The organism is Psychrobacter alimentarius (assembly GCF_001606025.1).
GTDB classification, from domain to species: Bacteria; Pseudomonadota; Gammaproteobacteria; order Pseudomonadales; family Moraxellaceae; genus Psychrobacter; species Psychrobacter alimentarius.
In genome coordinates, this window is sequence record NZ_CP014945.1 from 343,646 (window position 1) to 368,254 (window position 24,609).

The window sequence follows — 24,609 nt, forward strand, 5'->3', positions numbered from 1 at the left end:
TGCATATACGCATGACTTTTTGATAAGGTTAGCAATCTGATTCTGACACGTGGTATTTTGATGATGCACAGCTGACAATGTGTGTGTGTTCAGGTACTATGGAGGGATGAGTCATCTAGACAAAAATGTTTGTGAGCGCGCCATATTACTGATAGCGCTGTCTGATAGCATGATCTAGACGATGTTTATTTTTGCTGCTGATGGTACGTTATGACTGAACCGACCGCAAAGCCAAACGCACACCCGAATAACCAACAGGGCAATGCTGCGTCTGCCAAAGAACCAAGCAAGACGAGTGACAATCATACTGAGATAGAAAATAAGGACAATCAAGATTTGGTAGAGCCTTCGCCAAAGGGTCACATGACTGAAACACTCGATAAAGCGGCGTTATTGGCGCTATTTATATTACCAGATACTGAAGAACACATTACTGGACAAACCAGTGCTGAAAATACCAAAGTTCGAGAAAGTGCAGAGTCATCTACTGCGCTGACTGAAAGTAGTATTGCTGAGCAACGAGTGGCGCTTTATCACACTCAACATGAGCGTACACGGTTACTGTACCTCGCATCAGCTGCAATACGTCCCACTTATTTGGTCCAAACACTCAAATCGCAATTTGCAGAGTATCATCAATATCTACTCGCCCAGCAACTTGATAAGCGTGGTCTGATGGATACGGATGGATTGGATCGTTTGTGGCAGCAGCTGCACGTGGTCGATGATATCATCGCTGACATTGTACGCCATATGCCAGCGCAGCAGCCAGCAGGGTGGCAACTCACTACTCAAGATGGACACAATCCACTGTGTTTTGCGACTGTCGGTAAGCTCAAACATGGCAAACCGATTCGAGATCAAGGCAGTTTAAATAGCTACGTACTCGGTCATTTTGGTGTGAGTAGCTTTACCTATGATCGCGGCTACTATATAGGGCATGTGGTTGGGTATTTATTCAGTTGCTATTTTTGCGCCCATCTGTCGATCAGTTATGGTGTCTCAGCGCTTGGTCAGCAAGTGATAGCAGATTATGACTATGCCAGTCTGGAAACCCCGCATATGGTGAGACTGCTACAGGGGTTGGATGGTTATTGCAAAAAACGCATTTATCAACTGGCGGTTATTTGTGCACGTTTGAGTGTGTTTGCCAGTGATAAGCGTATCGAGAGAATGCTGATTGCAGAAGTCAATGATTTTGATAAGAAGTTGCAACAGCAGCATTTAGACGTCTTGTTATTACAAGGGTTAATGCCAGACAGTAATGATTCTACCCCACTTTTTTGAACATGCCATACGCTAGGTAAAGACTCTCTTAAAGCAGGCGCTTAAACCTGTACCTTTGTTTGTTGACCTTAGGATATTTGCTGCTATGCCCGCTTATCATTTTAAAGCGCTTGACGATCGCGGCGGTGTCCAAAAAGGCTTGCTCGAGGGCGACTCTGCGCGGCAAGTGCGTCAGCAATTGCGTGACAAGCAGTGGACGCCTGTTGAAATCAGTGCAGTCAATGATCGACAAAGTAAACATAAAAGCCGCTACAAAAAACCCTCCGCTTATGAGTTGGCGTTACTCACACGCCAATTGTCTGTCTTATTGGCAGCTGGTATTCCGCTTGAAGAAACTTTAGCAGCGGTCGCCAAACAGTCTCCAAAAACCCATATCAAATCGTTAATGCTGGCGGTACGCTCCCATGTGTTAGAAGGGCTTAGTTTGGCGCGGGCATTACAACAAGCGGCGAGCTTTCCACCTTTATACATTGCCACTATTGCTGCTGGTGAAAAATCAGGACACTTGGACCTAATTCTCAACCAGTTGGCAGATTACACCGAAAATCGTTTTGCCTTGCAAAAAAAGATTCAAGGCGCGATGGTTTATCCCATTGTACTGATGGTGATGGCCGTTGGGGTGATTATGGGTTTGATGAGCTTTGTGGTGCCCAAAATTGTCAAAGTGTTTGAGCAGTCTGAGCAAGCGTTGCCGCTGATTACTCAGGTGGTTTTGACGCTTTCAAACATTATCACCCAGTGGTGGTGGTTGATGCTCTTGGTATTGGGAAGTATGGCGTTTTTGTTTTATCGGTTTGCTCAGACCAATGCAGGCAAATTGACCATCGATAGTGTCGTGCTGAGATTGCCCATATTGGCACGATTGTCTAAAGGCCTCAATGCCGCACGCTTTGCCAGTACACTTGCCATATTGGTACGTTCAGGTGTGCCACTAATTGAAGCGCTACATATAGGCGCTGCCGTAACGACCAATTTGCATATCAAGCAGACCATTATTGTGGCTGCTGATAGAGTGACTGAAGGCTCAAGCCTATCGAGTCAACTTGAAAAATCACCATATTTTCCACCAATGATGGTACAAATGATCAAAAGTGGTGAAAACTCAGGCGAGCTTGAAAACATGCTTAGTCGCGCAGCCAACATGCAGGAGGCTGAAGCCACTAACTTTATCAGCACGCTACTGTCATTACTCGAGCCTTTAATGCTGGTACTGATGGGGGTTGTGGTAATGATTATTGTGATGGCGGTCATGCTACCGATCGTCAATATGAACGATCTGGCAGGTTAGCAAATGGCCAATATCACATCTGATTTATTGCCGCTCTGCCTCTATTAGAAAATAGATTCATTGCTTATCTGATTTTCTACCTATCTTTTATTACCTCTATCTTGCTAAATCTTGTGTTAGCTTTCTTAAGATTTGCTTACTGTAGTATATTTTTGATTCACACACTTTTTTGCTACTTTAACTACCGCTATAAAGCTATAGTAAACGCGAACGCAAACTTGCTTTTAGTGGGCGTGTTTTATTGTGACGGTTGTTCATAGTAGACGCTACTAACAATCCACTGGCAGCGCTGGATAAAACCAAAATCATGGTTTATAGTGATAATTGTTTCAATCCTCATTATGATGATGCTAATGAGTGCGACTTGGACGCTACTTTTACTATGTATACAACCGTGATGACAAAAGTTATGACTGACACAAACCATGTAAATACGATGCCAAAGCCCACCGTTAATACTGCCAAAATTCAGGTAAACGATGTGAGCGATAATAAAACCGTTTTTAAGCAACGCCGTTTAGTAAGCCGATCCAATCAGTCAGGGTTTACCCTTATTGAGATTATGGTGGTCATTGTTATTTTGGCCATTCTTGCGGGTTTAGTGGTACCAAAGGTAGTTGGGCAGAGTGATAAAGCGCGCGTTAAAACGACTGAGACTGCGCTGGCTACTGTTTCAAATGCGCTCGATATGTATAAGGTGGATAATTCACGTTATCCGACCACAGCACAAGGGCTTGAAGCGCTGACTACGCCACCCGCCGAGGCCAAAAACTATCCGGATGGTGGCTATATCAAAGGCGGTTATCCAACCGATGGCTGGGAAAACGAACTGCAATATGTAGCACCAGGCGGTGAAGGTCGACCTTACGATTTATTTTCATTGGGGGCAGATGGTCAGCAGGGCGGTGAAGGTCAAGATGCTGATATTTATGCCACGTTATAAATTTTAGACTCGTCAATGCTAAAAAGGTTTGCAGCAAAGGCTTTCTGATATGTGGCTTGTTTGCTGACTCAGTCATTTCTGACAATCGCTATACATCAACCAATCATACGTTATTGGTTGATGTTTTTATCGGTAGATAAAATAAGCGCCATTTCATATATTCTTGCGTATTAGGACAGTCCCATTCCTATCAGCTTTTAGGCGTTGATGCCAACTACCTCGCTATTGCCAGAGTAGTTAGGCCTTAACCAACCGTCATTGTAAGTAGACATTAAGGTAGTTACTCATGTTAATTCAAATGCCCACAACGAAACCAATCCCTACAGGTAAATGTCATTCTAAACAGTCTGGTACGTTTGCCATTGTGAGTGCCGCGTTAATAACGGCCTTATCGATGGTATCTATCAACACTCAGGCAGCAGGGTTAAATGATCTGTTTGGTAACAACAATGCGGCACAGTCCAAGTTTTTGCCAGTAGAACAAGCGTTTCAAGTGAGTACCATGACCAAAGCGACTTCTAAAGGTACGCAATTATCCATTAATTTTGATATCACGCCTGGTCATTATGTGTATAAAAATCAGCTGACTTTAAAATTCCCTAAAGGAGTGAGTGCAGCGCCTTTTACTTTTAGCCAATCGCCTGTTTCTATTGATGATCCTACGTTTGGTAAAGTGCCCGTATTTACGCAAAAAAACATGGTAGCGACTACCATACTAACCACCAATAACGGTAAAGCTGCGAAAAATGTACCTGTTATGATTGGTTGGCAAGGCTGCGCTAAAGCGGGATTGTGTTATCCACCAGAAAAAATCAAAACCACAGTCAATATTGCTGTGACACGCAAATAAACATTGTGTAATTCGGCTCAAATATTAGTAGGAAATCGCATGTTAGCAACAAAAAGGGAGCCTGCCATGTCTACCAAATCAATAGAACAAACCTCATCGCTAACGGCAAATCGTCCCTCAAAAAAATCTTATCTACTGGCATTTGCTGTAAGCAGTAGCTCACTACTTACTGGGCTGTTACCAACTGCGTTTGTCGCTACAGGGTTGACTGCGACCTCGACCATGACGCAAGCAGCGGGATTAGGCGATTTATTTGGCAAAGATCAAAGTGGCGCAAAGTCAGAGTTTTTACCAGTAGCGCAAGCGTTTCAGGTCAGTAGCAGTAGTAACGCTGTTAAGTCTGGTACGCGCTTGGCTATCAACTTTGACATTACCCCAGGTCATTACGTTTATAAAGACCAAATCAAGCTGACTTTGCCTGCCGGTGTGACCGCAGCGCCTTTTAGTTTTAGTCAGTCCCCCATTTCAATTGATGATCCAACCTTTGGCCAAGTACCAGTATTTGACCAAGCCAACATGGTTGCCACCACGCTTTTGACCAATAATAGTGGCAAAAGCTTAAACAATGCGGCCGTGGTGATTGGGTGGCAGGGCTGTGCCAAAGCGGGGCTTTGTTATCCACCAGAAAAAATCAAAACCACGGTCAATATTGCTGCGACTGGCGAGATTCGTGCGGACAATACAGCAGTAGATACTGCAACGCCCAATTTGGCCGATGCCAGTAGTCTAGAGTCTGAAGCAGACAACGCTGAAGTAGGTAGTGTGGCAGATGACGACGTTGTTGATTATGCGTTAATGGATGACGTGGCGTTAGAGGGCGAGCTTGCAGCAACCAGTACGATCTCTGGTGCTGATAGTGAGGTAACCAGTAGCAGTACGACAAACAACGCTGCGACAAACAATGCCACCCTTGCTTCTCAAAACGCTGTTGATGGCGATCCTTTTGGTTTGGCGTCTCATCCTTGGTTGGCTTTGGTATTATTGTTTTTAGCAGGTCTGGGTTTGGCTTTGACGCCATGCGTGCTACCAATGTTGCCTATCGTTGCCAATATTGTTGCCCGTGAAGAGAACCCAACGGTAAAACGCGGTGTTATTTTAACCACCAGCTACGCCATCGGGGTGGCTATTGCTTACGGTATTTTGGGTGCGCTGATTGCCGTGTTTGGTGAGTCATTGGGCATCATTGGTTGGTTACAAAACCCCGTTATTCTTATTAGCTTTGCCGTTATCTTCGTTCTATTGGCCTTATATATGCTGGGCGTATTTAGCATTCGCTTACCACGTGCTCTTAGTAATAAGATGCAAGGCTTGAGTCAAGCGGGCGATAGTAAGCTTGGTAGTGCAGGCGGCAGTTTACTCGCTGGATTCTTGTCAGCCTTAGTGGTGTCACCTTGTGTGTCCGCACCGCTGTTTGGCGCGCTTTTGGCGGTGTCTACGATTGGTAATCCCTTGCTTGGTTTTGCGGCTTTATTCATGCTTGGTTTTGGCTTATCAGCACCGCTTATCTTAATTGGCGCGACTCAAGGCAAGATCATGCCAAAAGCTGGCGAGTGGATGAACTGGGTCAAGATCGGTTTTGCTCTATTACTCTTTGCCGTTGCACTATTACTGATTGAACGGGTCTTTATTTCGCCTGTCATGCTGATGGTGTGGGCATTATGGTTTATGGTCGTCGCGACATGGGCGTGGAGTTGGTTGGGTAAAGGTCGTCTGCTTACTCAAGCACTGGGCTTGGTTGTCGGTATTTGGGCGGTTTGTTTGATAGTGGGCGCGGCATTGGGCAATGATGATAGCTTACATCCTTTGGCTTCATTAAGTGCAGCACCTATGATGCAATCGACAAGTGGTCAGCCCTCAATCAACAATGGTGCTGCGGACAAAAACATTACCACGCTTGCCGAGCTTGATTCGATCATCGCCGAAAATCCCAAGGTAATCGTTGATCTGACAGCAGACTGGTGCGTTGAATGCCGCATCATGGACAAGAATTTATTTCACAATCGTCCAGCACAAATGCAAGATTGGCAATTGGTCAAACTTGATATCACAGAAACAACTGAAGATTCTAAAGCGGTGCTCGCTCGTTACAAGTTGTTTGGGCCACCTGCTTTATTGTATTACCGAGATGGTCAGTTTGTTCAGCAGCAAGTAGGTGAGATTGCTCGTGCTGATTTTGAGCAAACGCTGACGAATCTGAACTAATACTTAACAAGACTCGTTAAGTTGTATATAAATCTAAAGAATATAAGAGAGCCAACACACCATCAAGACCGTGTGTTGGCTTTTTTATTTTACCTAAAAATTTATATTCAAACATATGGTTTAGAAGCCATTTTATCTATTTACCTCTATATTATGTAGCAATAATGCTAGTATAGTGTCTATCTTTTCACTACAATAAAGCAACAATACTGAAGGAGCATTACACATTGTAATGACCACCTTTGATGTCCATATATCATTGATTTTTAGCTCTAGCAATGCTATCGATGGCCATATTCATTATCTTATATACTCTGCTGGCGATACGGTCAGTTAGATAAAGGACACTTATGTTTTCCCATATTATTCCGCAGCGTCCGTCTATGGATATTATCAAAACACGCAAAAATAGCTCACCTCAGATGAATAAACATCATTTGAGCATCGCCGTTGGGATCGCGCTCAGTTGTTTTGCCGTACAAGCACAAGCTGCTCAGACTTATAATGAGTTGCCAATACCAGAAACGGCACCTAAATATGATAATGACGGTTTGGTACAAGGCGCTACTCAGCCATCAATGACTGCTAAGCCCGTAACAACCACTCAGAATCGCCAAATGCTTGTTGATCAGCAAGCTAAGTTGTTTTTTGATTGCACTCAAGTTCAGACCAGTGCTGCGCGCTTGGCTTGCTTTGACAAAGTAGCAGCAGAAGGTGCCACGCCAAGTTATGTCAATAACAAACAAGCAGTCGATTTGGCAAAAACCTTTAAAACGACGATTTCAGGTAATCCGCAATTTGTTTTTAGTGAAGAAAATACGACAATCACTAGCGCGAATAATGACGCTTCTGATGTGGTTGCCAATGGGGCGGCTACTGATGGTCTAGATACGGTTGGATTGACGCAAAGAGAAGCAGAAGTATTAGAAGATGTGGGCGTAAGCCAGACGGATATAGAAAAATATACACCGCTTAGTCTATCCTATGATCTTGATAAAAACAGTGAGCGCGGCACTTGGACAGTTCGACCATATCGCCCGACTTATATATTGCCATTGTTTTATACCTTTGATCCGAACTTAGGGCCGAGTACGCCATCGCAGCCTGAAGAGCCTTACACCTCTAACGATGTACGCAATACTGAGCTAAAATTCCAGTTGTCTTTGAAGAGCAAAGTGGCTGAAGACTTATTCGATACCAATGCAGATTTGTGGTTTGGTTATACGCAAGAGTCGCATTGGCAGGTCTATAATGAAGACAACTCTCGACCTTTTCGTGCTACGGACTATCAGCCTGAGATATTTTTGACACAACCAGTGACGGCTGATTTACCATTTGGCGGGCGTTTACGTATGTTAGGCGCGGGTGCAGTTCACCATTCGAATGGTCAAGACGATCCATTATCACGCTCATGGAACCGTGCTTATTTGATGGCAGGTGCTGAGTGGGGCAAGTTGTCAGTAATACCGCGTCTATGGACTCGAATCAGCAATGAAAGAGCCAATGAAGATGACAATCCAGATATCGAAGATTTCATGGGTTATGGTGATGTTAAATTCCTATATGATTTAGCGAATCAGCAGAGCATCAGCGGTACTTTACGCTACAATCCAAGTACCAGTAAAGGGGCCGCACAAATTGATTATGTGTATCCATTGACCAAAAACGTCAATGGTTTTGTGCAGGTATTCCAAGGTTATGGCGAATCTCTCATAGATTACAATCATGAAAACACGTCTATTGGCTTTGGTATCGTACTCAATGATTGGAAAGGTTTTTAATCGCATCAACGTGTAGAGTGAATGATGCGTTATTTGGCTCCTTATCAAACAGGATTGTGGCTGGCAGAGTATTTCGACATACGCTGCCAGCTTTGTCGTACCTATCGTAGCGTACCGCAACCTCAGCTTGCACACGCTTATTCATCACAGGATGTAGAAAGTAGGGGTGATGCGGCTACCCAATTTTTACCAAGCCGTCCTTCTTCGATGGCCAAATATCGCCAACGCTTTAATAGTGGTCTGCTTTGTAAACACTGTCATCATAGTATCACTTGGTTACCTACGCCTTTTACGGTAGATATCGCTGCAGGCACTATCTTACCGATTCAAGCCGCAACCTATTACGACTATCCAATGCGGCAAGCGATTAGAGCGTTCAAATACCGTGAGAATATGACCAAGCTGCCATTGTTGCTACATACTTTACGTCAGCTGCCACGTCCTCACGGCTGTCACAAAAACAATAGTGTGATTGTTGCGATGCCAACGACTGAGCAACGATTGATCAAGCGCGGCTTTGACCCTGTGCTTGTTTTGGCCACCCAATTGTCTAAACACTGGCAAATACCACTATGGCAAGGCGTCGCACGTATTGACAATACGGTCAGTCAGCAAGGATTGACACGAGCGGAGCGCTTAAGCAATTTGGACAATGCTTTTGCTTTGATTGAAAAGCCCCCTGTTAAGCGTCTCTTATTGTTCGATGATGTAGCAACGACAGGTGCCAGTTTGCAGGCGTTGGGGCAAGCCATATGCAGTCAAACAATGCCTTTAACCAGCGATGAATCACATACTACAGACTACTATCATATTCGTGCCTATGCGTTAGCTCATGGTAGCCAATCCTAATATCGACCTATCCTTCTCATACCTACTATTGTATTGCTAAAGCATACCCTAAACGCTATATTATAAAAGTTAAATATATCAATCTGTTATCTATTAGCGTCAAGTTTTTTGTGCTTACTGAACAACATTCGCATATAAACGGTAAAGTTTAAACTTTCTAAAATATTTATTTTATTCCTTAAATTTATATAAAGTATTTTCTGAATATTATGGAATAAATATTGCATGGTATATGTTAGATATATAGAAGTAATGGACCTACAAGAAGTAGCATTACTACCATCTTTCTCAAAAAGATATTGACAATAAAAAGCCCGTGTCAGCTACCAATAGGAATACGATGTGAACGCATCTGCGAACAACTTACCATTGAAGCAAAAAATGACCAGCTCAGGATTCACCCTGATTGAGCTGATGGTAACAATCGCTGTGCTTGCCATTATTGTCAGTATTGCTGCGCCCAATATAAGTACTCAATTGGCCAATCAACGCGTGAAGTCGACAGCTGCCATATTTGAAAATGCGCTGAAAGAAGCGAAAGTTGAGAGTGTCATTCGTCGTCAGAATGTAACAATTATATATAATGCCGCTGCTACACCTAAGACACTAACGCTGCGAGCTAATAATAACGATATAGCACGCTATAATATCAATAATAGAAGTAGTGTTGATCAGAGAATCACTCCAGCTGGCGTCAACAGTATTATATTTCGACCTGATAAAACAATAGCTAATGGTGCCACAGTCATCTATACCATCTGCGATAGTGGTTCTAATAGCGAGACACCTAGACAAGTGAATCTTAGCCGTATTGGCAATGTGGATACTAAGAACGCTGGGAGATGTTGATGAAGATTGAAGCCACACAAGCTGGTGTAGGATTGATCGAGGTAATGGTTGCATTATTGTTACTCGGGGTAGCTGTATTAGGGTTTAGCGCCATGCAAATGTCAGCAATTAAAGCGACAGACGAAAGTCTGATGCGTACTCGTTCTTTAACTATTATGCGAGGCGGTGCAGAGACGATGCGTACGAATCCTAGCGGGATTGCTGCTTTTAAAGCAGCGATAAACGGTACTTCAGACACTCTAAGTATCGATGAAAAAAATATAACCAAAGATAGTTGTGTGACAAGTGCTAATACCGCTCCTACGGCTGGAGACAGTTGTAATATCAATCAATTGGCGACACGTGATGGATTATTATTAAAGTCATATGCACGCGCTAATGATATTAATATAGGAATGGTGCCAAACGGTTGTCCCGGCACATCTGGAAAACAAGAACTTCAGTGTTTTGTGGCAAGTTGGGGCGATACGACCGTTGAATTAAGTGATACTGAGTCTAAGGCCTGCGCCAAGGCGAATGGCAGTTATAAGAATGGTGCCGAATGCTTTATTATGGAGGCCTACTAATGTCGTCTCATTACCTACGTAAATATAGCACTGTCCATCAAGCGGGTTTTACGCTAATAGAGCTAATGATTTCATTGGTACTTGGTTTAATCGTATCTGCAGCCGTCATTCAAGTATATCTAATCAATGCGAAGACAAGCAGTATTCAAGCCAGTGGAAGCGAGTTACAGGATGCCAGTGTGTTCGGACTACAGCAACTAGAAAAAAGCATTCGTTTAACGAATCTTGGTAATCCAACCACTAGAATTGATGGCGCCACTCGCAATGGTGGAATTGTTTTAACAGCTCTGAATATAGGCGTTCCAGCTACATCAACCCCTTATCCTAATACAGGTTATCTGACCAGACGAGCAGGCGATACTCCTGCCGGTACAAACGGGTGGACAGGTATATCTAACACCAATACTAATAGTGATCAGCTGACAATTCAATATATTAATATAACAGGCGCTTCAATGATAGATTGTGAAGGAGCAACTGCTGCTGTCAATGATATCGTTATCGAGCGTTACTTTGTTCGTCAAGCAACAGATGATACCAGTGCCGGTGCTATAAAGAACCTAGTCTTGGCTTGTGACGCAGGACGTGTCAATAAAGCTGGTGGTATAGCTACTTTCACCTCTTCATCTGATTCCAAAAATTTTGGTCAAGCAGGGCAAGAGTTTATTGTCAATGTCGATCAATTTAAAGTGCTATTAGGTGCCCAGTACACAACTGGCGATAATGCAGGACAACTCATCTATCTCCCAAGCAGCGCCTTTTTATCTATAAAGACTGGCAAACCAGTAGTTACCTCAGTCAAAATAGGCTTAATTGTCCATGGTAGCACGCCTATTATAGGAAGTACTGAACAGTCAGAGTTTGCTTTGTTGGGTCAGTTGCCAGCAGATAATAAGTTAAAGACGGATACTAGTAGCAAAAAGAAGGTCCGTAGTACATATGAGACCACAACTTTGCTACGTAACGCTCGTGTCGTCAATATAAATACTAGCCTATAGCCTATTGGTAAGGAGACTAAAAGTGATTCGACATCAGGATTTATCAAGTTCGACACAAAAGCGTATCAATGTTGGCTTGGCATATCGGGGTTCCGAGCAAGGAGCGACACTGATAGTAGTCTTATTGTTTTTAGTGCTCATTATGTTAGCAGGCGCTATTGCAGTGAGACAAAGTACGACCGATCTTAAAGTTGCGACCAGCGATCAGATCAATACGGTGTTATTGCAATCAGCAGATAGCGCCAACCAAAAGTTAGAAACGATGGTAAATGGTAGTCCAGCATCTGAAGGATATAAAGATGTCACAAGTGCAACGGGCGCGCTCGGTCACTTTATATTATTTGAAGATAATAAAATTAACGAGTTTATCTATTGTTTTAATCCGCGTACCCAAAGATATTTAACCAACAATGCCACAGTTAGAGCGCCTGCTGGTGGGTATGTAGATAGTCTCAATAACGGTGTATGTAATTATGCAAATGCATCGGATTATACAAGTGAGAGGCAAGCAGTGATGACTCAGGTAAGTATTGCGCTTACCCCTCCTAGTGCTGATGAAACTCCCTTTAAACATGTTGTGATTGGTAAAGAGATTGAGGACAGAACCAGTAAAAAGTACCAGTTCGATATTCGAGCTACCTCTGCATTGCCAGCTTACAGTGAGCCTAAGGTCGGGGATGATAAGTGTTTTGAACAGACCAGTATCAATGCCAATGTAGCATCTGGCAAAAAATCATTAAATGGATGCTTACTGGCAGCTAGTACACCCAGCAAAATGCTATATGAACAGGCAGATGTGGAAAACGTTTCTTCTTCTACTAAGTGTTATCCCTTTGGTAGGGGTTCTATGAATTCTAAATGTGTGCTTTCTACACCTTAACTCGCTTATTCATTGCTCTGAAATATTATAAGGATAGATGTCATGAAACGATTTAACAACGTACCGACCACGTCTAACACTATTGCGGCGCCATTAAAGTATCTGGTCGTTGTTTTGGCATCAATGATGACAATGCCTACCTCACAAGCAGATGTGGCAGGGAAAAAGATCGGTGATTTAGAGATTTATAAAGCCGCTGAGGCAGGTAAGACGACTATCACTATGATGTTAGATACCTCAGGAAGTATGACCATAAATCAGGTAAAGGATGCTTGTGATCTTCCTGGAGGAGCAGACTATAAAAATAAAGGTTCTGAACCCTCGACGACATCGCCTAGTTATACAAGAGATTATTGCGTTACTAATGCCAGATTTTTCTATCGCCTATCTCCTCAAGGGCAATGGTATCGTTGCGGGAGTAGTAATGGTTCTGGATCTAGTGATTATAGTTTTGATGATTGTGACAGTAAACTTAATAAAGCACCATCAGTTATAGGGTATGACTATGTCACTTCTGGTAGTAGCAATCAGTACTATTTTACGGGTGGAAAAGTATATGACCGTCTTACTCGTCTTAAAGACGCCATTTTTACATTAATGGATAGTACCCAACTGGATCCCAAAAAAGTTGCCATTGGTATTGGACAGTTCTCTTCACAAAGTGAGTCTAATAATGTGGTATCTTTCAATTCAAATGGGACAGCTGCCAATACAGATGGTAGTACTGGTAAGATACTAGTACCTGCTGCATTATTAGATGAGGCACAACGTCAAAAAATTAGAAAAGTGGTGGCTGCCGCAGGTGGCGGTAACGGTACGCCGACTGCCAATGCCTATGCAGAGGTTGGTGCTTATATGCTAGGCACAAAAACTACTGGTACAGGCAGTGGCTTTAGCAAATCCACAACGGACTCTAAATTTGGAAGCAATTATATAAGTCCACTGTTAAAACCGTCTAGCTGTGATGGGCGTGGGATTTATTTCTTAACTGATGGCGCACCAAATGGCTCGAGTAACTCTACAGCTTTAGCACTAATGAAAACTGCTCTAAATCGTAATGCTTTTGGCTTACCAACTTCAACATTACCTCATGGCAGTGCTACTGCTGGGGCTATGCCTGCAGTCGGTGCATTTGCCAAAGCCTTACGGGATTCTACAATTACTCCACTAGGCACCGATCAAGAAATCTATACCGCCGTTGTTGGTTTTGGTGCAGACTTTGATATTGATAGAGTAGAAGATGCAAGGAAGAAAGAAAAAGATCGAGTGATTCGTAACTTACCTTATACCAATCCAAAAACAGGCGTTACTAAAAATAGAGATTTTTATAACTGCGAGAACATAGTTGGTAAAGATAATAACGCTACTAAAGATGCAATAAACGCTTGTAATTGGGGCGAAAAAGCCCATGACGATTTACCTGGGGTTGGCGGTTTTGGAGAAGGTGGATTCTACTCAGCGCAGTCTACAGATGATATTGTCAATAGTATTATCTCATTTGTAACTGATTTGGATAATACCTTACCTTCAATACCTTCAGGTACGATCATTATACCCGATGATCCATATCGTGCTGATAGCCAATTAGCAGTTGCATACTACCCAACTCTACAGCCTAAAGTTGGTGATAATGCAGTGATTTGGGAAGGTAATTTGAAGAAGTATAAATTGAATGAGGGCACACTATTTGGGAAAGGGAATGTTAAGCTGTTCAAGAATATAGCAGGTGAGTTAAATCCAGCGGCACCAGATTTTTGGTCAGATAAAAACTATGCTGGTGCTAATGATAAGGTAGAAAGTGGTGGTTTTTATGCGCAATTAAATACACCAGCGGCTGGATTAGGTTCAGTTAGAACGCTTTATGTTGAAGATGTGACAAGTGCAGCTGATATAAAGCCCGTGTTAAGAAAATTTGGAGTGAATGATGCTGGTAAAGTAATAGTAGATGGAGCAGCATTGACAGATAATACATTTAAAGATACTGCTACCTATAATGAAACAACGTTGAGAAAGCTACTGAATTTTCTAGGTTTTAAGAATCTTCCGAGTACATCTGTAGCAGTAAAAGATATGACGCTTAGCAGCGCAAATGTACCAGACTCTATTAAGGTCTTAGGGGCAACGATTCATTCTACACCAGCATCTGTTTCTTATTCTGCTACTCTTGATGCGGAAACAGGTAGAGTCACTGAAGCACGCGACGATTATGTATTATTCGGTTCATCTGAAGGCGGCTTGCATTTAGTCGATGCAGGCGATCAAGGTAGTGGGAATGGTGGTAAAGAAAAATTCGTTATCATACCGAGAAAGATGTTAAGTGATCCAAGCAAATCTGAAGCGCTTATTAAAGGGGCAACCAGAAATGAGATAGGATCACCGAATTTTGGGATAGATGCTCCGTGGTTGGTCACTGCGGATTATCAATACAATTTATCCAGTAATAGAGTAAATGTTAATACCACAGGTGGTAAAGGCGTATTTGCTTATGGTGGACTGCGTATGGGCGGTGAGGCTTTTTATGGTTTAAACCTAAACGATAACGACAATCCTAGTATGATGTTTTCTATCACACCAGCGACCTCCGGCTTTAGCCGTATGGGACAGATCTGGGAAAAACCAACCAAAGCTAGAATAAAAACAAGTACTACTGATACAGGTACCGATGTTTTGGTATTTGGTGGCGGTTATGATATGTGTTATGAAAATGAAGGTTTCCAAGTTGGAGTTAATGATCCACTACTAGGCTTATGTTCAAACAAAGCTTCAGTCCAAGGTAATGCAGTATATATTATTAATGCTAAAACAGGTGAGTTAATATGGTCAGCATCTGCTGAAGGCTCACCGACTAAGACGGTTACTAGTATGACTAATAGTATTGTCGCCGGTGTTACTACCTTAGACCGTAACAACGATGGTTTTATGGATCATATCTATTTTGCAGATTTGGGTGGTCAGATATTCCGTGCTGATTTTACCAATGCAGGTTTTACAAAACCAGTCGCCTCAGGCACACCATCACCAGAAACTTCTTTTAGCAATACTAGAGTGACGCGCATACTCCAAAGTGCTTATACAGGTAATGATAAAAAGTATAACTATCGCTTCTATGAGCGTCCTACGGTTAGTTTCTATCGCAACGATAGTACCAACTCCTTGTTTGCATTGATAAATGCCATCTCAGGCGATCGCAGCTCACCATTATCAAAAATACGTGATAATACCAAGGCTGATAGACTCTATGGCATTATAGATAGTGATGTTACTAAGCTAGATAATGTTTTTTATGCCAGCAACTTTACGACTGCAGGAACAGAAGGAGGTCAAGTTATCAACGATTTAGCAGATAGTAGTTTAGCTGCATTACCCTCTGCAATCGGCACACTTACTGCTAACGGATATACGTTGGCACAAAAAAATGTAACTATTGATACTTTAAAAGACGGAACCAAAAAGGGTTGGTATTATCCTCTGACACGCTTTGATGGCTACGGTAATGTTAGGTATAGCAAAGGTATTGGTAAGTCTGAAGTAGTAGATAGTTTTATCTATACGACCGTTTACAATCCCGATATGAGCTATGGTGCTACAGATTCTTGCTCTGCTAAAGTGACGGGTGGTTCAGAAAGACAGCTCTATTGCTTACCTTATGGTATCTGTACCGATAATGCTTCCAAAAATGGTACTGCTGGATATGTAAGGGCAGGTAAAGGTATTCAAGAGCTGACGCTTGGTCCACGCAGCTCGAGTCTCTCGAACCAACGCCTACTTATTGGAACACGTACATTGACCGAACGTGCCAATGACCGTGTGAATTTTGGCAGCGATGATGGGAAATTTACTTATGATACTCCTTTATTAGGGGGAGGTAAGAAGGAAGAAGGCCTACAACAAAACTTGACCACTACTGATCAGGTTATTGGTGATGGTACAGCGCCTGATATGATATTTAATGAACGTTATACACTACAGCCTAAAACTTGGTATGAAGTAGACTGATAGGATAGTCGCATGAATGTGAAAGCGTCAAAACGACAAGCAGGCTTTACGCTTATAGAGCTGATGATAGTCATTATGATAGTGGCTATCTTAGCGGCAATTGCGATCCCATCTTATCGGCAGTTTGTGATACGTAATGCTGAGTCACAAGCACAAGCAAGAATGCAGGAGCTCGATATAGAACTCAATCGTTGGCGCGCTAGTGCATTGACTTACAAAGGCTTTATGCCTAAAAAGGTCGCTAGTAATGGCGATGTCAGCTATACGTATGATGATCCGACTGATAATAAAACTATCTATGTCCCAAAAGGTAGCGATAGTACCAACTATAGCTATCTGATAAAATTAGTAGATGGCACCACAGGCAACACTTTGGCTCCTGCAAATACCGGCTACTCTACTGCGGGTAGCTCATGGCGTATGTTTGCTGAGCCCAGTAGCAACTATAGTACAGCCCATAAAATACTACTCAGTAGTACTGGTCTACGATGTAAGACCAAGAATAATGATAGCAATATTACAGTGGCTTCTACTAACTGTGGCACTTATTCGGAGGAGTGGTAATGCGAATTCTAAGCGATAATGATAGAGGCTTTACTTTAATCGAAATAATGATTGTTGTCGCTATTATTGGTGTGCTAGCAGCAATTGCATATCCTAGCTATCAGCGATATGTCATCAAGACCAAACGCACGGACATGATGAGTGAGATGCAAAACATCGCCAGTCAAATTGAAAGCCGTAAACTGGCACAAGGTAGCTATAGCAATATTAGTGCACAAGTGAAAACAGACTTTGCTATTGCTTATCCAAGGCAGGGAACTCAGCTGTATGATGTAACTATTAATCCAATTACCTTAACCCCTCCTAACAATACATTAACTGCTAAATGGATAATCACTGCCACACCAAAACAAACTGCACAAATGAAAAGCGACGGAATAATAACCTTAAACTATCAGGGTATTAAATGTCGAGGCAGCGCTCCGAATCAACAATGTGGTAGTGGCGATGAATGGAACAAGTGACAAAAAATGTCATTATATATAGCAGTTAATACCAAAATGTATGTTTACTGACAATTTTAAGTAAACAAAACGTAAACTGGGTAATTTAATGTAAGTAAAAAACTGATAAATAACGCATTTAAGCACTAATTATTAGATTTTTTTAAGAATTTTTATAAAAAATAGACAGTCATCATAATTTGGCATAGTAACTGCAATATCTATAATAAGAGAAACATTATATTTATAGCTGGCAACTAGACAATTATTCTACTGCCATATTATCCAAAAGGACATGTCTATGAACGCTCAAAAAGGTTTTACCTTAATCGAACTAATGATCGTTGTTGCTATTATCGGTATTTTAGCTGCGATCGCTATTCCTGCTTATCAGAATTACATTGCTAAGTCACAAGCATCAGAAGCGTTTACTTTGATAGATGGAGCAAAAGCTGAGGTTAATACTAATTTAGAAGGCAATAGCTGTACTAATGCTACTGCTGCTAAAAATACAATTGCTGGTAAGTATGGTAGTTTAGTAATTGCTGGTACTGCTGCTAGTGATGCTTCGCCAACCGCATCAACGGGTTGTACACTTACTTATACATTTAAAGGAACTGGTGTATCAAGTCAGCTAGCGTCTAAAGTAATTGGTGCTACATTACTTAACAACGGTACTTTGACTAAAAATGCTACCACTACTACAGTTGATGCTGATATCTTACCTAAATCATTCACTTAATAATTAGTTAACAATTATAGACTAATTGATATGTGAAATAGATTAATAGAAAAGCCAAACGTCATGTTTGGCTTTTTTTATAAAAAAATTTGGCTTCATTATTTATGTATAAAAAGCAATTATTAAATAATCAACAGATGACTGTCAGCATTATAAAAGCTTTAGCTAATAAAGAATCGTTTGTAGCTTTATACTCTTTAATATTTATAGTAGGTGTAACGGCAAATAGTGGCTATGGTATCTATAATGAGTCTAGGATTTTTGAGGTTGCTTTATTATTAGGATTAGGAGCACATGCTTGCTTTAATAAATATTATATAGTTACGAAAGTGGAGTACTTGTTTTTTGTCTTTATAATAATAGGTAGCTTTTTTTGGTCCAATTCTTTTTTTATCATAATCGATTTACTATTAGTTTACTTGTTATATAAGAGCTTTTTCTTTTTAGAGTATCGGCCACTACTTACTAAAATTATAGTATTAGCTAGTTTCTTAATTTTCCTATTACTACCGGTAGCTATATGGGATTATATTACGTCAGGTATTTACACTAGCAATTGGTACTTATTACGTCTAAATATTCGTATTTATAATAGTTATTTTTTAATAATGTCTATTTTTGCAGTTTGGCTTTATCTTACTGAAAAAAATTATAAAAAATTGTACTTGTCTTTTATTTTCTTAGCTTTCTTATCCATCCTAATGGATGGAGGACGTTCGGCAACACTGGCCTATACAGCTTTTGTTATAATTATTTGTATATTTAGACGTCCAGTGTCATGGCAGTTGGGATTTGCGTATAGTATGTCATGGCTGACTTATCTAACTATAAATCATCTAGCCAGTTTAAATGCTGTAGAGACACTAGATTTAGGGATAGCCAGAGCAACTACTAGCCAGCGTTATGATATTTGGATGAACGCGGTGCAGTGTTGGGTTCAAAATCCTATATGGGGTTGTGGTTTTTATCAACTAGATAGTACTCGGAATTTAGCAGCGCATCCTCATAACTTATTTTTGCAAGTATTAAGCGAGACAGGACTGATCGGTTTTTGGTTCTTGTTAGCTATTATATTTTTTATTCTTAAAAATATAAGTTGGAACTTAAATAAGGACTACTTTGTTATCGCGTCCCTATTAGCGGTAGTCATTGAAACTTTACTTTCAGGCATTCATATATATCCGATTACACAAATTGCTTTATTGTGGCTGTTCGTTTTTTTGTTAAAAAGTTCCAATTTTTCACATGCAATATATTTTCACTCATCAATACCTAGTTTTGTAGTAAATAGATATTTCAGTGTTACTATGTTTTTAGTTCTAGTAATTCTCTTTATTTATTTTTTCATCAATACATCGGCGCTTTTGGATAATGAAATTATGACACGTCCACGCTTTTTAGAGAATGGATACAATATTTTTTGATATATCCAAAATATTAAGTATATTTCTATTTCTTGTAAATGACTGAGCTTAGTACAAGAAAATTCATATTTTTCCGTTGTTCTTATAAAGAATAATGGCATGATGCATGCATCATTATATTCTCACTAAGAAGCTGGTTGTTTACATGTTCAAGAATAATGACAATGCTTTTATGACACAATCTGGCTATACTTTGATAGAGCTAATGATTGCAGTAGCAATTATTGGCATACTAGCGACTATTGCTACAACTGGCTATTATTTTCAGATAAGAAAAACACAACTCATTACTATTTATCAAGAGCTGAACAATTTTCGTATGCCTTACCAGATGCTGATAGACGAAAGTGCAACGTCAGCTAGTTTTAGTGTTACTGGATTAAATATGTCGGCACATAGTAAATACTGTCGATTTAGCGTGTTACCGCCAATCGGGGACGGCCATGCTCCTAGTGCAATAACTTGTCACATCCAAAACCTAAATTATCTACAAAATGAATTGATCACTTTAAGCGTTACTGCTGATAGGAAATGGCAGTGTAAGGCATCTGATGGTATTCCTAAGATGTACCTTCCATCTGACTGCAAATGATAACTCTCTTATAATTAAGTACATATACATAAAATTTTTGAAATGGATTATCTATAGCTATTAATATTATTCTTAATAAACTCTTTAATGTTTTTTATTATAAAAAGTAAAAGTACGAAGTGTGTTAATAGTAGAGGTATATATCATTATTATGCAACAAAACTTATGGCAATACTTAAGTATACGTATATTGATAGGCTGGCTGCTTGTTTCTATAATTCCAGCTTTACTATTATTCTGGAGCTTTATTGTCACTGATAATATTCTTATTACTCAAGTAAATAGTGTCATCGTAAGTAGCAGTGCTATTGTTTTTAGTCTTATTGGACTAGAGCGCTTGACTCAATTTCCTGGTCAAAAATCTATGGTAACTGTGCTACCAACATTATTGGCGAGTGGTTTATTAGCAGGATTAATCTTACTTATATTCCGACTACCTTACTCGGTTTATTACCTATTATTCAGTGCTGTGCTGGGTGTGGTATTTTGCTTTATCTCCCAAGTCGTTTTGCGGGCCGTAACCCAAGTGAAGATAGGTTATGTACCTATAGGTCGCTATCAAAGTTTACTAGATATCAAAAATGTTACTTGGGTAAAGCTATCTAAAGATTTTCAATCCGTAAGCCATCAACACTTACCTTTCCATGCAATAGTTGCCGATCTTTCAGATCATAATTTGTGTTCAGGATGGGAGCAGGTATTGGCCGAGTCTGCTTTGCAGGGCACGCCAGTATATAATATCTTACAAGTAAATGAGTCTCTGACAGGTCGCTTACCAATCAAGCATCTTTATGAGAATAACCTTGGCTCCCTATTACCTTCTCCCAGTTATCTATTAATAAAACGACTGATGGACACAATCATCGTTTTGTTGAGTATGCCTGTGACCGTTCCTTTAGCTATACTAGTAGGAATAGCTATTAAATGGGAAAGCCGTCATAGTAAAAGTACGGTACTATTCAAGCAGCATCGCATAGGACAAGGTAGTAAGCTGTTCACTATGTACAAGTTTCGCAGTATGTTACCGGACTCTGAACAAAATGGTGCCCAAATGGCTACCAGTGTTGATGTGAGGGTGACAAAGTTTGGCAGCTTCATTAGGAAAACACGCTTAGATGAGCTACCACAGTTTATCAATGTATTAAAAGGTGAGATGAGTCTTATTGGGCCAAGGCCCGAACAATTAGACTTCGTCAGGCAATTTAATGAAACGATTCCCTTTTATCGCTATCGACATATCGTCAAACCTGGTATTTCTGGATGGGCACAAGTTATGCAAGGTTATGCTAGTGATGAAGATGAGACTAAGTTGAAGCTCGAATATGATTTCTTTTATATTAAAAATTTCTCCTTGACTTTAGATTTGTTGATCGTGATTAAGACAATACAGACGATGGTAACTGGGTTTGGGGCAAGATAGCTTGCGCTTAATAATAATTTGCTAAAAAAATATAACCTTCACTTTGTAAAGAGAATCTAAAGGAAGTATGTTTTTTGAATAAAAAAAACTTACATGAAAAGATAAAAAAAGCTTTAAATCATGAAGGTATTATGAGGTATGGAAAAAATATTTCATGGTTGATGTTAGAAAGATTAATAAGAACGTTTGTAGGGTTCTTTGTAAGTATTTGGATAGCTCGTTATCTTGAGCCTGTACAGTATGGTGTGCTAAGTTATGCACAAAGTTATGTTTATTTATTTGCTGTAATTGCTACGTTAGGATTAGATAATATTCTGGTTCGTGAGCTCGTAGAAAATCATCATTCAAAAAATAGAATTTTAGGAACTGCATTCTTTCTAAAACTAATTGCTTCCTTTATTATATTTCCTTTGATATACCTATCTGTTCATATTTTTAATAATGACAATAATGTTGATACTCTCATATATATTATTGCTTTAAGCATTATATTTCAAAGTTTTAATGTGATTGACGGCTATTATCAGTCTATTGTGCAATCCAAATATGTAGTCATTGCAAATTTGGTAACTATGACATTATCAAGCCTTATAAAAATAATACTTATAACTAATAATGCTTCATTAATTGTTATTGCCATTGCTTACAGTATAGACGGTGCTTTTATAGCAATGATGCTAGTAATATTTTATATGAAAAAATCGCAACAGAAGTTATTTCATTGGTCAATAGATATTAGTACTATTAAATATTTGATGAGTGAATCTGCTCCTATGTGGCTATCAGGTTTGATGATAGCAATATATGCCAAAACGGATCAGCTAATGATAATGAATATGGTGGGTAGTCAAGAATTAGGTTTTTATGCTGCTGCCGCAAAGTTGAATGATCTTTGGAGCTTTATACCCTTAATAATATGTTCTTCTGTTCTACCAGCTATTATAAATGCTAAGAGTATTTCGGAGAAAATATATCTTAAACGAATTAACTACCTTTACTCTTTAATGATTTGGTTATCTATATTTATATTAATATTTGGAAGTATTTTATCAACTCAAATAATATCTCTAAGCTTTGGACAAGAATATTTGAAAGCTACTGCTACTTTCAAGTTGTTACTTTGGTCTAATATTTTTGTTTTTTTCTTTACAGCATGGGCTAGGTTTATAATTGTTGAAAGACAGCAGAAATTGTTCTTTTATTTTGATTTATTATCTGTAATAACCAATATTATTCTTAATGTCATTTTAATACCTGAATATGGAATCAAGGGTGCTGCTCTGGCTACTGTTTTATCTGTGCCAATAGTCCATCTTCTTATATTCATTTTTTGGAAAAAACAGCGTTACATTCTTCAATCATTCTTCCGATCTTTACTACTAAGTTTTTGAAAGTAAGAGGTTTTTTTAATATGAAAAGAGTTATAAAAGATATTTTTAGAATTTTTGGATATCATATTACAAAATTTGGTAATACTGAAATTATGCTTGAGTCCTTTATTACTCGTTATAAAAAATATGATGATAAGTTTTTTTTTGTACAGATAGGCGCTAATAATGGTGTTAGATATGATCCAATATATAGAATCGTTAACGAACTAAATTTGGAAGGATTAGTTATAGAACCTATAGAAGAATATTATAACGAGTTAGTAAAAAACTATTCAAATAATAAAAAAGTAAAAACAGTAAATAATGCTATATATTCCGAAAATAAAGAGTTGGTAATTTATAAAGTAAAGAAAGATGTGTGTTTACCAGATTGGGCAAATGGTATCGCATCTTTAAACCCTAATCATCATAAAAAGACTAATATCCCTATAGATAGCATTATAGAAGAAAAAATTAAGGGGATTACCTTCGATACTCTAATACAGGATCATCGATTAACCAGAATAGATTTTTTACAAATTGATACTGAAGGTTATGATTATAATCTTCTAAAAATGTTCCCTTTTGATAAATTTAAGCCTAAACTAATTAATTTTGAGCATTCTTTAAATAATGGAATTATGAGTTATGAACAGTATGATGAAATTCACTCGATGTTAATAAAAATGGGATATCGTACTATAATGAATATTAACGATACAATTTGTTATTTAGAATAAGAATAAAATTTATAAATTTTTTTATATCAATAAGCTAAAGAATACTCTAATGATACCTAGAAAAATACATTACTGCTGGTTTGGGACTAACAAGCTACCAGAGTCTACTAAAAAGTACATTCAAACTTGGAAAAAGTATTTACCTGATTTCGAAATAATATTATGGAATGAAGAGAATTTCGATATAAATTTATATTCTTATGCCAGAGATGCTTATGTAGATGGTAAGTTTGCATTTGTAGCAGATGTATGCAGAGCACATGTTTTGTATCATGAAGGCGGAATCTATTTAGACACAGATGTAGAAGTACTAAAAAGTCTTGAACCATTATTAGAGCATACTGCTTTTGCGGGGTTTGAGGTTAGTACATTGGATATTGTTGATGGTACTAAAGAAGTTAACTTACAAATGGGTGTGATAGGCTCCGAAAAAAAATCATTATGGATTGAAAAAATTCTTTCTCACTTCGAGTACCTAAAATATTATAAAGATAATGCTATTACTATAAACTCAATAGTAAATGAAATTGCTATTGAAGATGGATTCGAGATTAAGGATAAGTTTCAATATATTCAAGACTATCTTTATCTATACCCATCAGAATACTTTATTGCCAAAGATTATCAGACAGGTATTATAACTGCCTCAGTGACCACATTTTGTATTCATCATTATGACGCTAGCTGGCTAAGTCCCCTTAACAAAACTAAATTTAAGCTTAAGCACATATTTATTCAGAAATTGAATGCGACCTTGCTCAAAAAGATTATTATCATAAAAAGAAAGATAATTACTTAAATATATATAGATATTTATGATGAGAG

At 39.3% G+C, this 24,609-nt stretch carries 20 protein-coding genes and 1 pseudogene; all 21 read left to right on the forward strand.

All coding sequences use genetic code 11. The annotated features are described in order from the left end of the window. Positions 1-210: 210 nt before the first annotated feature. The 21 genes and pseudogenes from A3K91_RS01485 (at position 211) to A3K91_RS01585 (ending at position 24,583) form a co-directional block, all read left to right on the forward strand. A complete protein-coding gene (locus A3K91_RS01485) occupies positions 211-1,287 on the forward strand; it encodes a hypothetical protein (protein ID WP_062843698.1) in 1,077 nt (358 codons plus the stop codon). Between the two features lie 85 nt (positions 1,288-1,372). Continuing rightward, complete coding sequence (gspF, locus tag A3K91_RS01490) at positions 1,373-2,575, forward strand: type II secretion system inner membrane protein GspF (protein ID WP_062843699.1); 1,203 nt, start codon at positions 1,373-1,375, stop codon at positions 2,573-2,575. 409 nt (positions 2,576-2,984) lie between these two features. Continuing rightward, on the forward strand, positions 2,985-3,518 hold the full coding sequence (gspG, locus tag A3K91_RS01495; RefSeq protein ID WP_084387373.1) for a type II secretion system major pseudopilin GspG: 534 nt from the start codon (positions 2,985-2,987) through the stop codon (positions 3,516-3,518). 394 nt (positions 3,519-3,912) lie between these two features. Beyond that, positions 3,913-4,356, forward strand: a pseudogene (locus A3K91_RS01500) (protein-disulfide reductase DsbD domain-containing protein); the annotation flags it as partial. Positions 4,357-4,434: 78 nt separating this feature from the next. Next, the gene (gene dsbD, locus A3K91_RS01505) at positions 4,435-6,570 is read left to right on the forward strand and encodes a protein-disulfide reductase DsbD (RefSeq protein ID WP_062843701.1); all 2,136 of its coding nucleotides are present in this window, start codon (positions 4,435-4,437) and stop codon (positions 6,568-6,570) included. Positions 6,571-6,920: 350 nt separating this feature from the next. Then, positions 6,921-8,351 carry a phospholipase A gene (locus A3K91_RS01510; RefSeq protein WP_062843702.1) on the forward strand — a complete coding sequence of 477 codons (1,431 nt, stop codon included), beginning with the start codon at positions 6,921-6,923 and terminating at the stop codon, positions 8,349-8,351. Between the two features lie 21 nt (positions 8,352-8,372). Then, positions 8,373-9,200: a ComF family protein gene (locus A3K91_RS01515; RefSeq protein WP_228139884.1), complete on the forward strand. Its 828-nt coding sequence runs from the start codon at positions 8,373-8,375 to the stop codon at positions 9,198-9,200. A gap of 342 nt (positions 9,201-9,542) precedes the next feature. After that, a complete protein-coding gene (locus A3K91_RS01520) occupies positions 9,543-10,049 on the forward strand; it encodes a pilus assembly FimT family protein (RefSeq protein WP_228139885.1) in 507 nt (168 codons plus the stop codon). After that, a complete protein-coding gene (gene pilV / locus A3K91_RS01525) occupies positions 10,049-10,615 on the forward strand; it encodes a type IV pilus modification protein PilV (protein WP_062845804.1) in 567 nt (188 codons plus the stop codon). Before A3K91_RS01520 ends, pilV begins: the two co-directional genes overlap by 1 nt. Further along, positions 10,615-11,613: a prepilin-type N-terminal cleavage/methylation domain-containing protein gene (locus A3K91_RS01530; protein WP_062843703.1), complete on the forward strand. Its 999-nt coding sequence runs from the start codon at positions 10,615-10,617 to the stop codon at positions 11,611-11,613. Before pilV ends, A3K91_RS01530 begins: the two co-directional genes overlap by 1 nt. 22 nt (positions 11,614-11,635) lie before the next feature. Beyond that, complete coding sequence (locus A3K91_RS01535) at positions 11,636-12,493, forward strand: PilX N-terminal domain-containing pilus assembly protein (protein ID WP_062843704.1); 858 nt, start codon at positions 11,636-11,638, stop codon at positions 12,491-12,493. 42 nt (positions 12,494-12,535) lie between these two features. After that, positions 12,536-16,489, forward strand: coding sequence for a pilus assembly protein (locus tag A3K91_RS01540; protein ID WP_062843705.1), 3,954 nt, complete (start codon positions 12,536-12,538; stop codon positions 16,487-16,489). 12 nt (positions 16,490-16,501) lie between these two features. Further along, on the forward strand, positions 16,502-17,053 hold the full coding sequence (locus A3K91_RS01545) for a type IV pilin protein (protein ID WP_062843706.1): 552 nt from the start codon (positions 16,502-16,504) through the stop codon (positions 17,051-17,053). Next, positions 17,053-17,517 carry a type IV pilin protein gene (locus tag A3K91_RS01550; RefSeq protein ID WP_062843707.1) on the forward strand — a complete coding sequence of 155 codons (465 nt, stop codon included), beginning with the start codon at positions 17,053-17,055 and terminating at the stop codon, positions 17,515-17,517. The genes A3K91_RS01545 and A3K91_RS01550 overlap by 1 nt, the downstream gene beginning before the upstream one ends. Before the next feature lie 280 nt (positions 17,518-17,797). Beyond that, positions 17,798-18,238: a pilin gene (locus tag A3K91_RS01555; protein WP_062843708.1), complete on the forward strand. Its 441-nt coding sequence runs from the start codon at positions 17,798-17,800 to the stop codon at positions 18,236-18,238. A gap of 104 nt (positions 18,239-18,342) precedes the next feature. Continuing rightward, on the forward strand, positions 18,343-19,662 hold the full coding sequence (locus tag A3K91_RS01560) for an O-antigen ligase family protein (RefSeq protein ID WP_228139886.1): 1,320 nt from the start codon (positions 18,343-18,345) through the stop codon (positions 19,660-19,662). A 172-nt stretch (positions 19,663-19,834) separates the two neighbouring features. Further along, positions 19,835-20,254, forward strand: coding sequence for a pilin (locus tag A3K91_RS01565; protein WP_167541793.1), 420 nt, complete (start codon positions 19,835-19,837; stop codon positions 20,252-20,254). 151 nt (positions 20,255-20,405) lie between these two features. Beyond that, complete coding sequence (locus A3K91_RS01570; RefSeq protein ID WP_062843710.1) at positions 20,406-21,674, forward strand: sugar transferase; 1,269 nt, start codon at positions 20,406-20,408, stop codon at positions 21,672-21,674. A gap of 74 nt (positions 21,675-21,748) precedes the next feature. Continuing rightward, complete coding sequence (locus A3K91_RS01575; RefSeq protein ID WP_084387217.1) at positions 21,749-23,065, forward strand: flippase; 1,317 nt, start codon at positions 21,749-21,751, stop codon at positions 23,063-23,065. Positions 23,066-23,085: 20 nt separating this feature from the next. Continuing rightward, on the forward strand, positions 23,086-23,784 hold the full coding sequence (locus A3K91_RS01580) for an FkbM family methyltransferase (protein ID WP_062843711.1): 699 nt from the start codon (positions 23,086-23,088) through the stop codon (positions 23,782-23,784). Positions 23,785-23,833: 49 nt separating this feature from the next. Beyond that, the gene (locus tag A3K91_RS01585; protein ID WP_062843712.1) at positions 23,834-24,583 is read left to right on the forward strand and encodes a glycosyltransferase family 32 protein; all 750 of its coding nucleotides are present in this window, start codon (positions 23,834-23,836) and stop codon (positions 24,581-24,583) included. The last annotated feature ends 26 nt before the right edge of the window (positions 24,584-24,609 follow it).

Bases quoted from the DNA above. Each gene is read 5' to 3' on its own strand.
- A3K91_RS01580 (WP_062843711.1), top strand. From the start codon at position 23,086: ATGAAAAGAGTTATAAAAGATATTTTTAGAATTTTTGGATATCATATT.
- A3K91_RS01555 (WP_062843708.1), top strand. From the start codon at position 17,798: ATGAACGCTCAAAAAGGTTTTACCTTAATCGAACTAATGATCGTTGTT.
- A3K91_RS01570 (WP_062843710.1), top strand. From the start codon at position 20,406: ATGCAACAAAACTTATGGCAATACTTAAGTATACGTATATTGATAGGC.
- A3K91_RS01550 (WP_062843707.1), top strand. From the start codon at position 17,053: ATGCGAATTCTAAGCGATAATGATAGAGGCTTTACTTTAATCGAAATA.
- A3K91_RS01530 (WP_062843703.1), top strand. From the start codon at position 10,615: ATGTCGTCTCATTACCTACGTAAATATAGCACTGTCCATCAAGCGGGT.
- gspG (WP_084387373.1), top strand. From the start codon at position 2,985: ATGACTGACACAAACCATGTAAATACGATGCCAAAGCCCACCGTTAAT.
- dsbD (WP_062843701.1), top strand. From the start codon at position 4,435: ATGTCTACCAAATCAATAGAACAAACCTCATCGCTAACGGCAAATCGT.
- A3K91_RS01585 (WP_062843712.1), top strand. From the start codon at position 23,834: ATGATACCTAGAAAAATACATTACTGCTGGTTTGGGACTAACAAGCTA.
- A3K91_RS01565 (WP_167541793.1), top strand. From the start codon at position 19,835: ATGACACAATCTGGCTATACTTTGATAGAGCTAATGATTGCAGTAGCA.
- A3K91_RS01545 (WP_062843706.1), top strand. From the start codon at position 16,502: ATGAATGTGAAAGCGTCAAAACGACAAGCAGGCTTTACGCTTATAGAG.
- A3K91_RS01510 (WP_062843702.1), top strand. From the start codon at position 6,921: ATGTTTTCCCATATTATTCCGCAGCGTCCGTCTATGGATATTATCAAA.
- gspF (WP_062843699.1), top strand. From the start codon at position 1,373: ATGCCCGCTTATCATTTTAAAGCGCTTGACGATCGCGGCGGTGTCCAA.
- A3K91_RS01485 (WP_062843698.1), top strand. From the start codon at position 211: ATGACTGAACCGACCGCAAAGCCAAACGCACACCCGAATAACCAACAG.
- pilV (WP_062845804.1), top strand. From the start codon at position 10,049: ATGAAGATTGAAGCCACACAAGCTGGTGTAGGATTGATCGAGGTAATG.
- A3K91_RS01515 (WP_228139884.1), top strand. From the start codon at position 8,373: ATGATGCGTTATTTGGCTCCTTATCAAACAGGATTGTGGCTGGCAGAG.
- A3K91_RS01540 (WP_062843705.1), top strand. From the start codon at position 12,536: ATGAAACGATTTAACAACGTACCGACCACGTCTAACACTATTGCGGCG.
- A3K91_RS01560 (WP_228139886.1), top strand. From the start codon at position 18,343: ATGTATAAAAAGCAATTATTAAATAATCAACAGATGACTGTCAGCATT.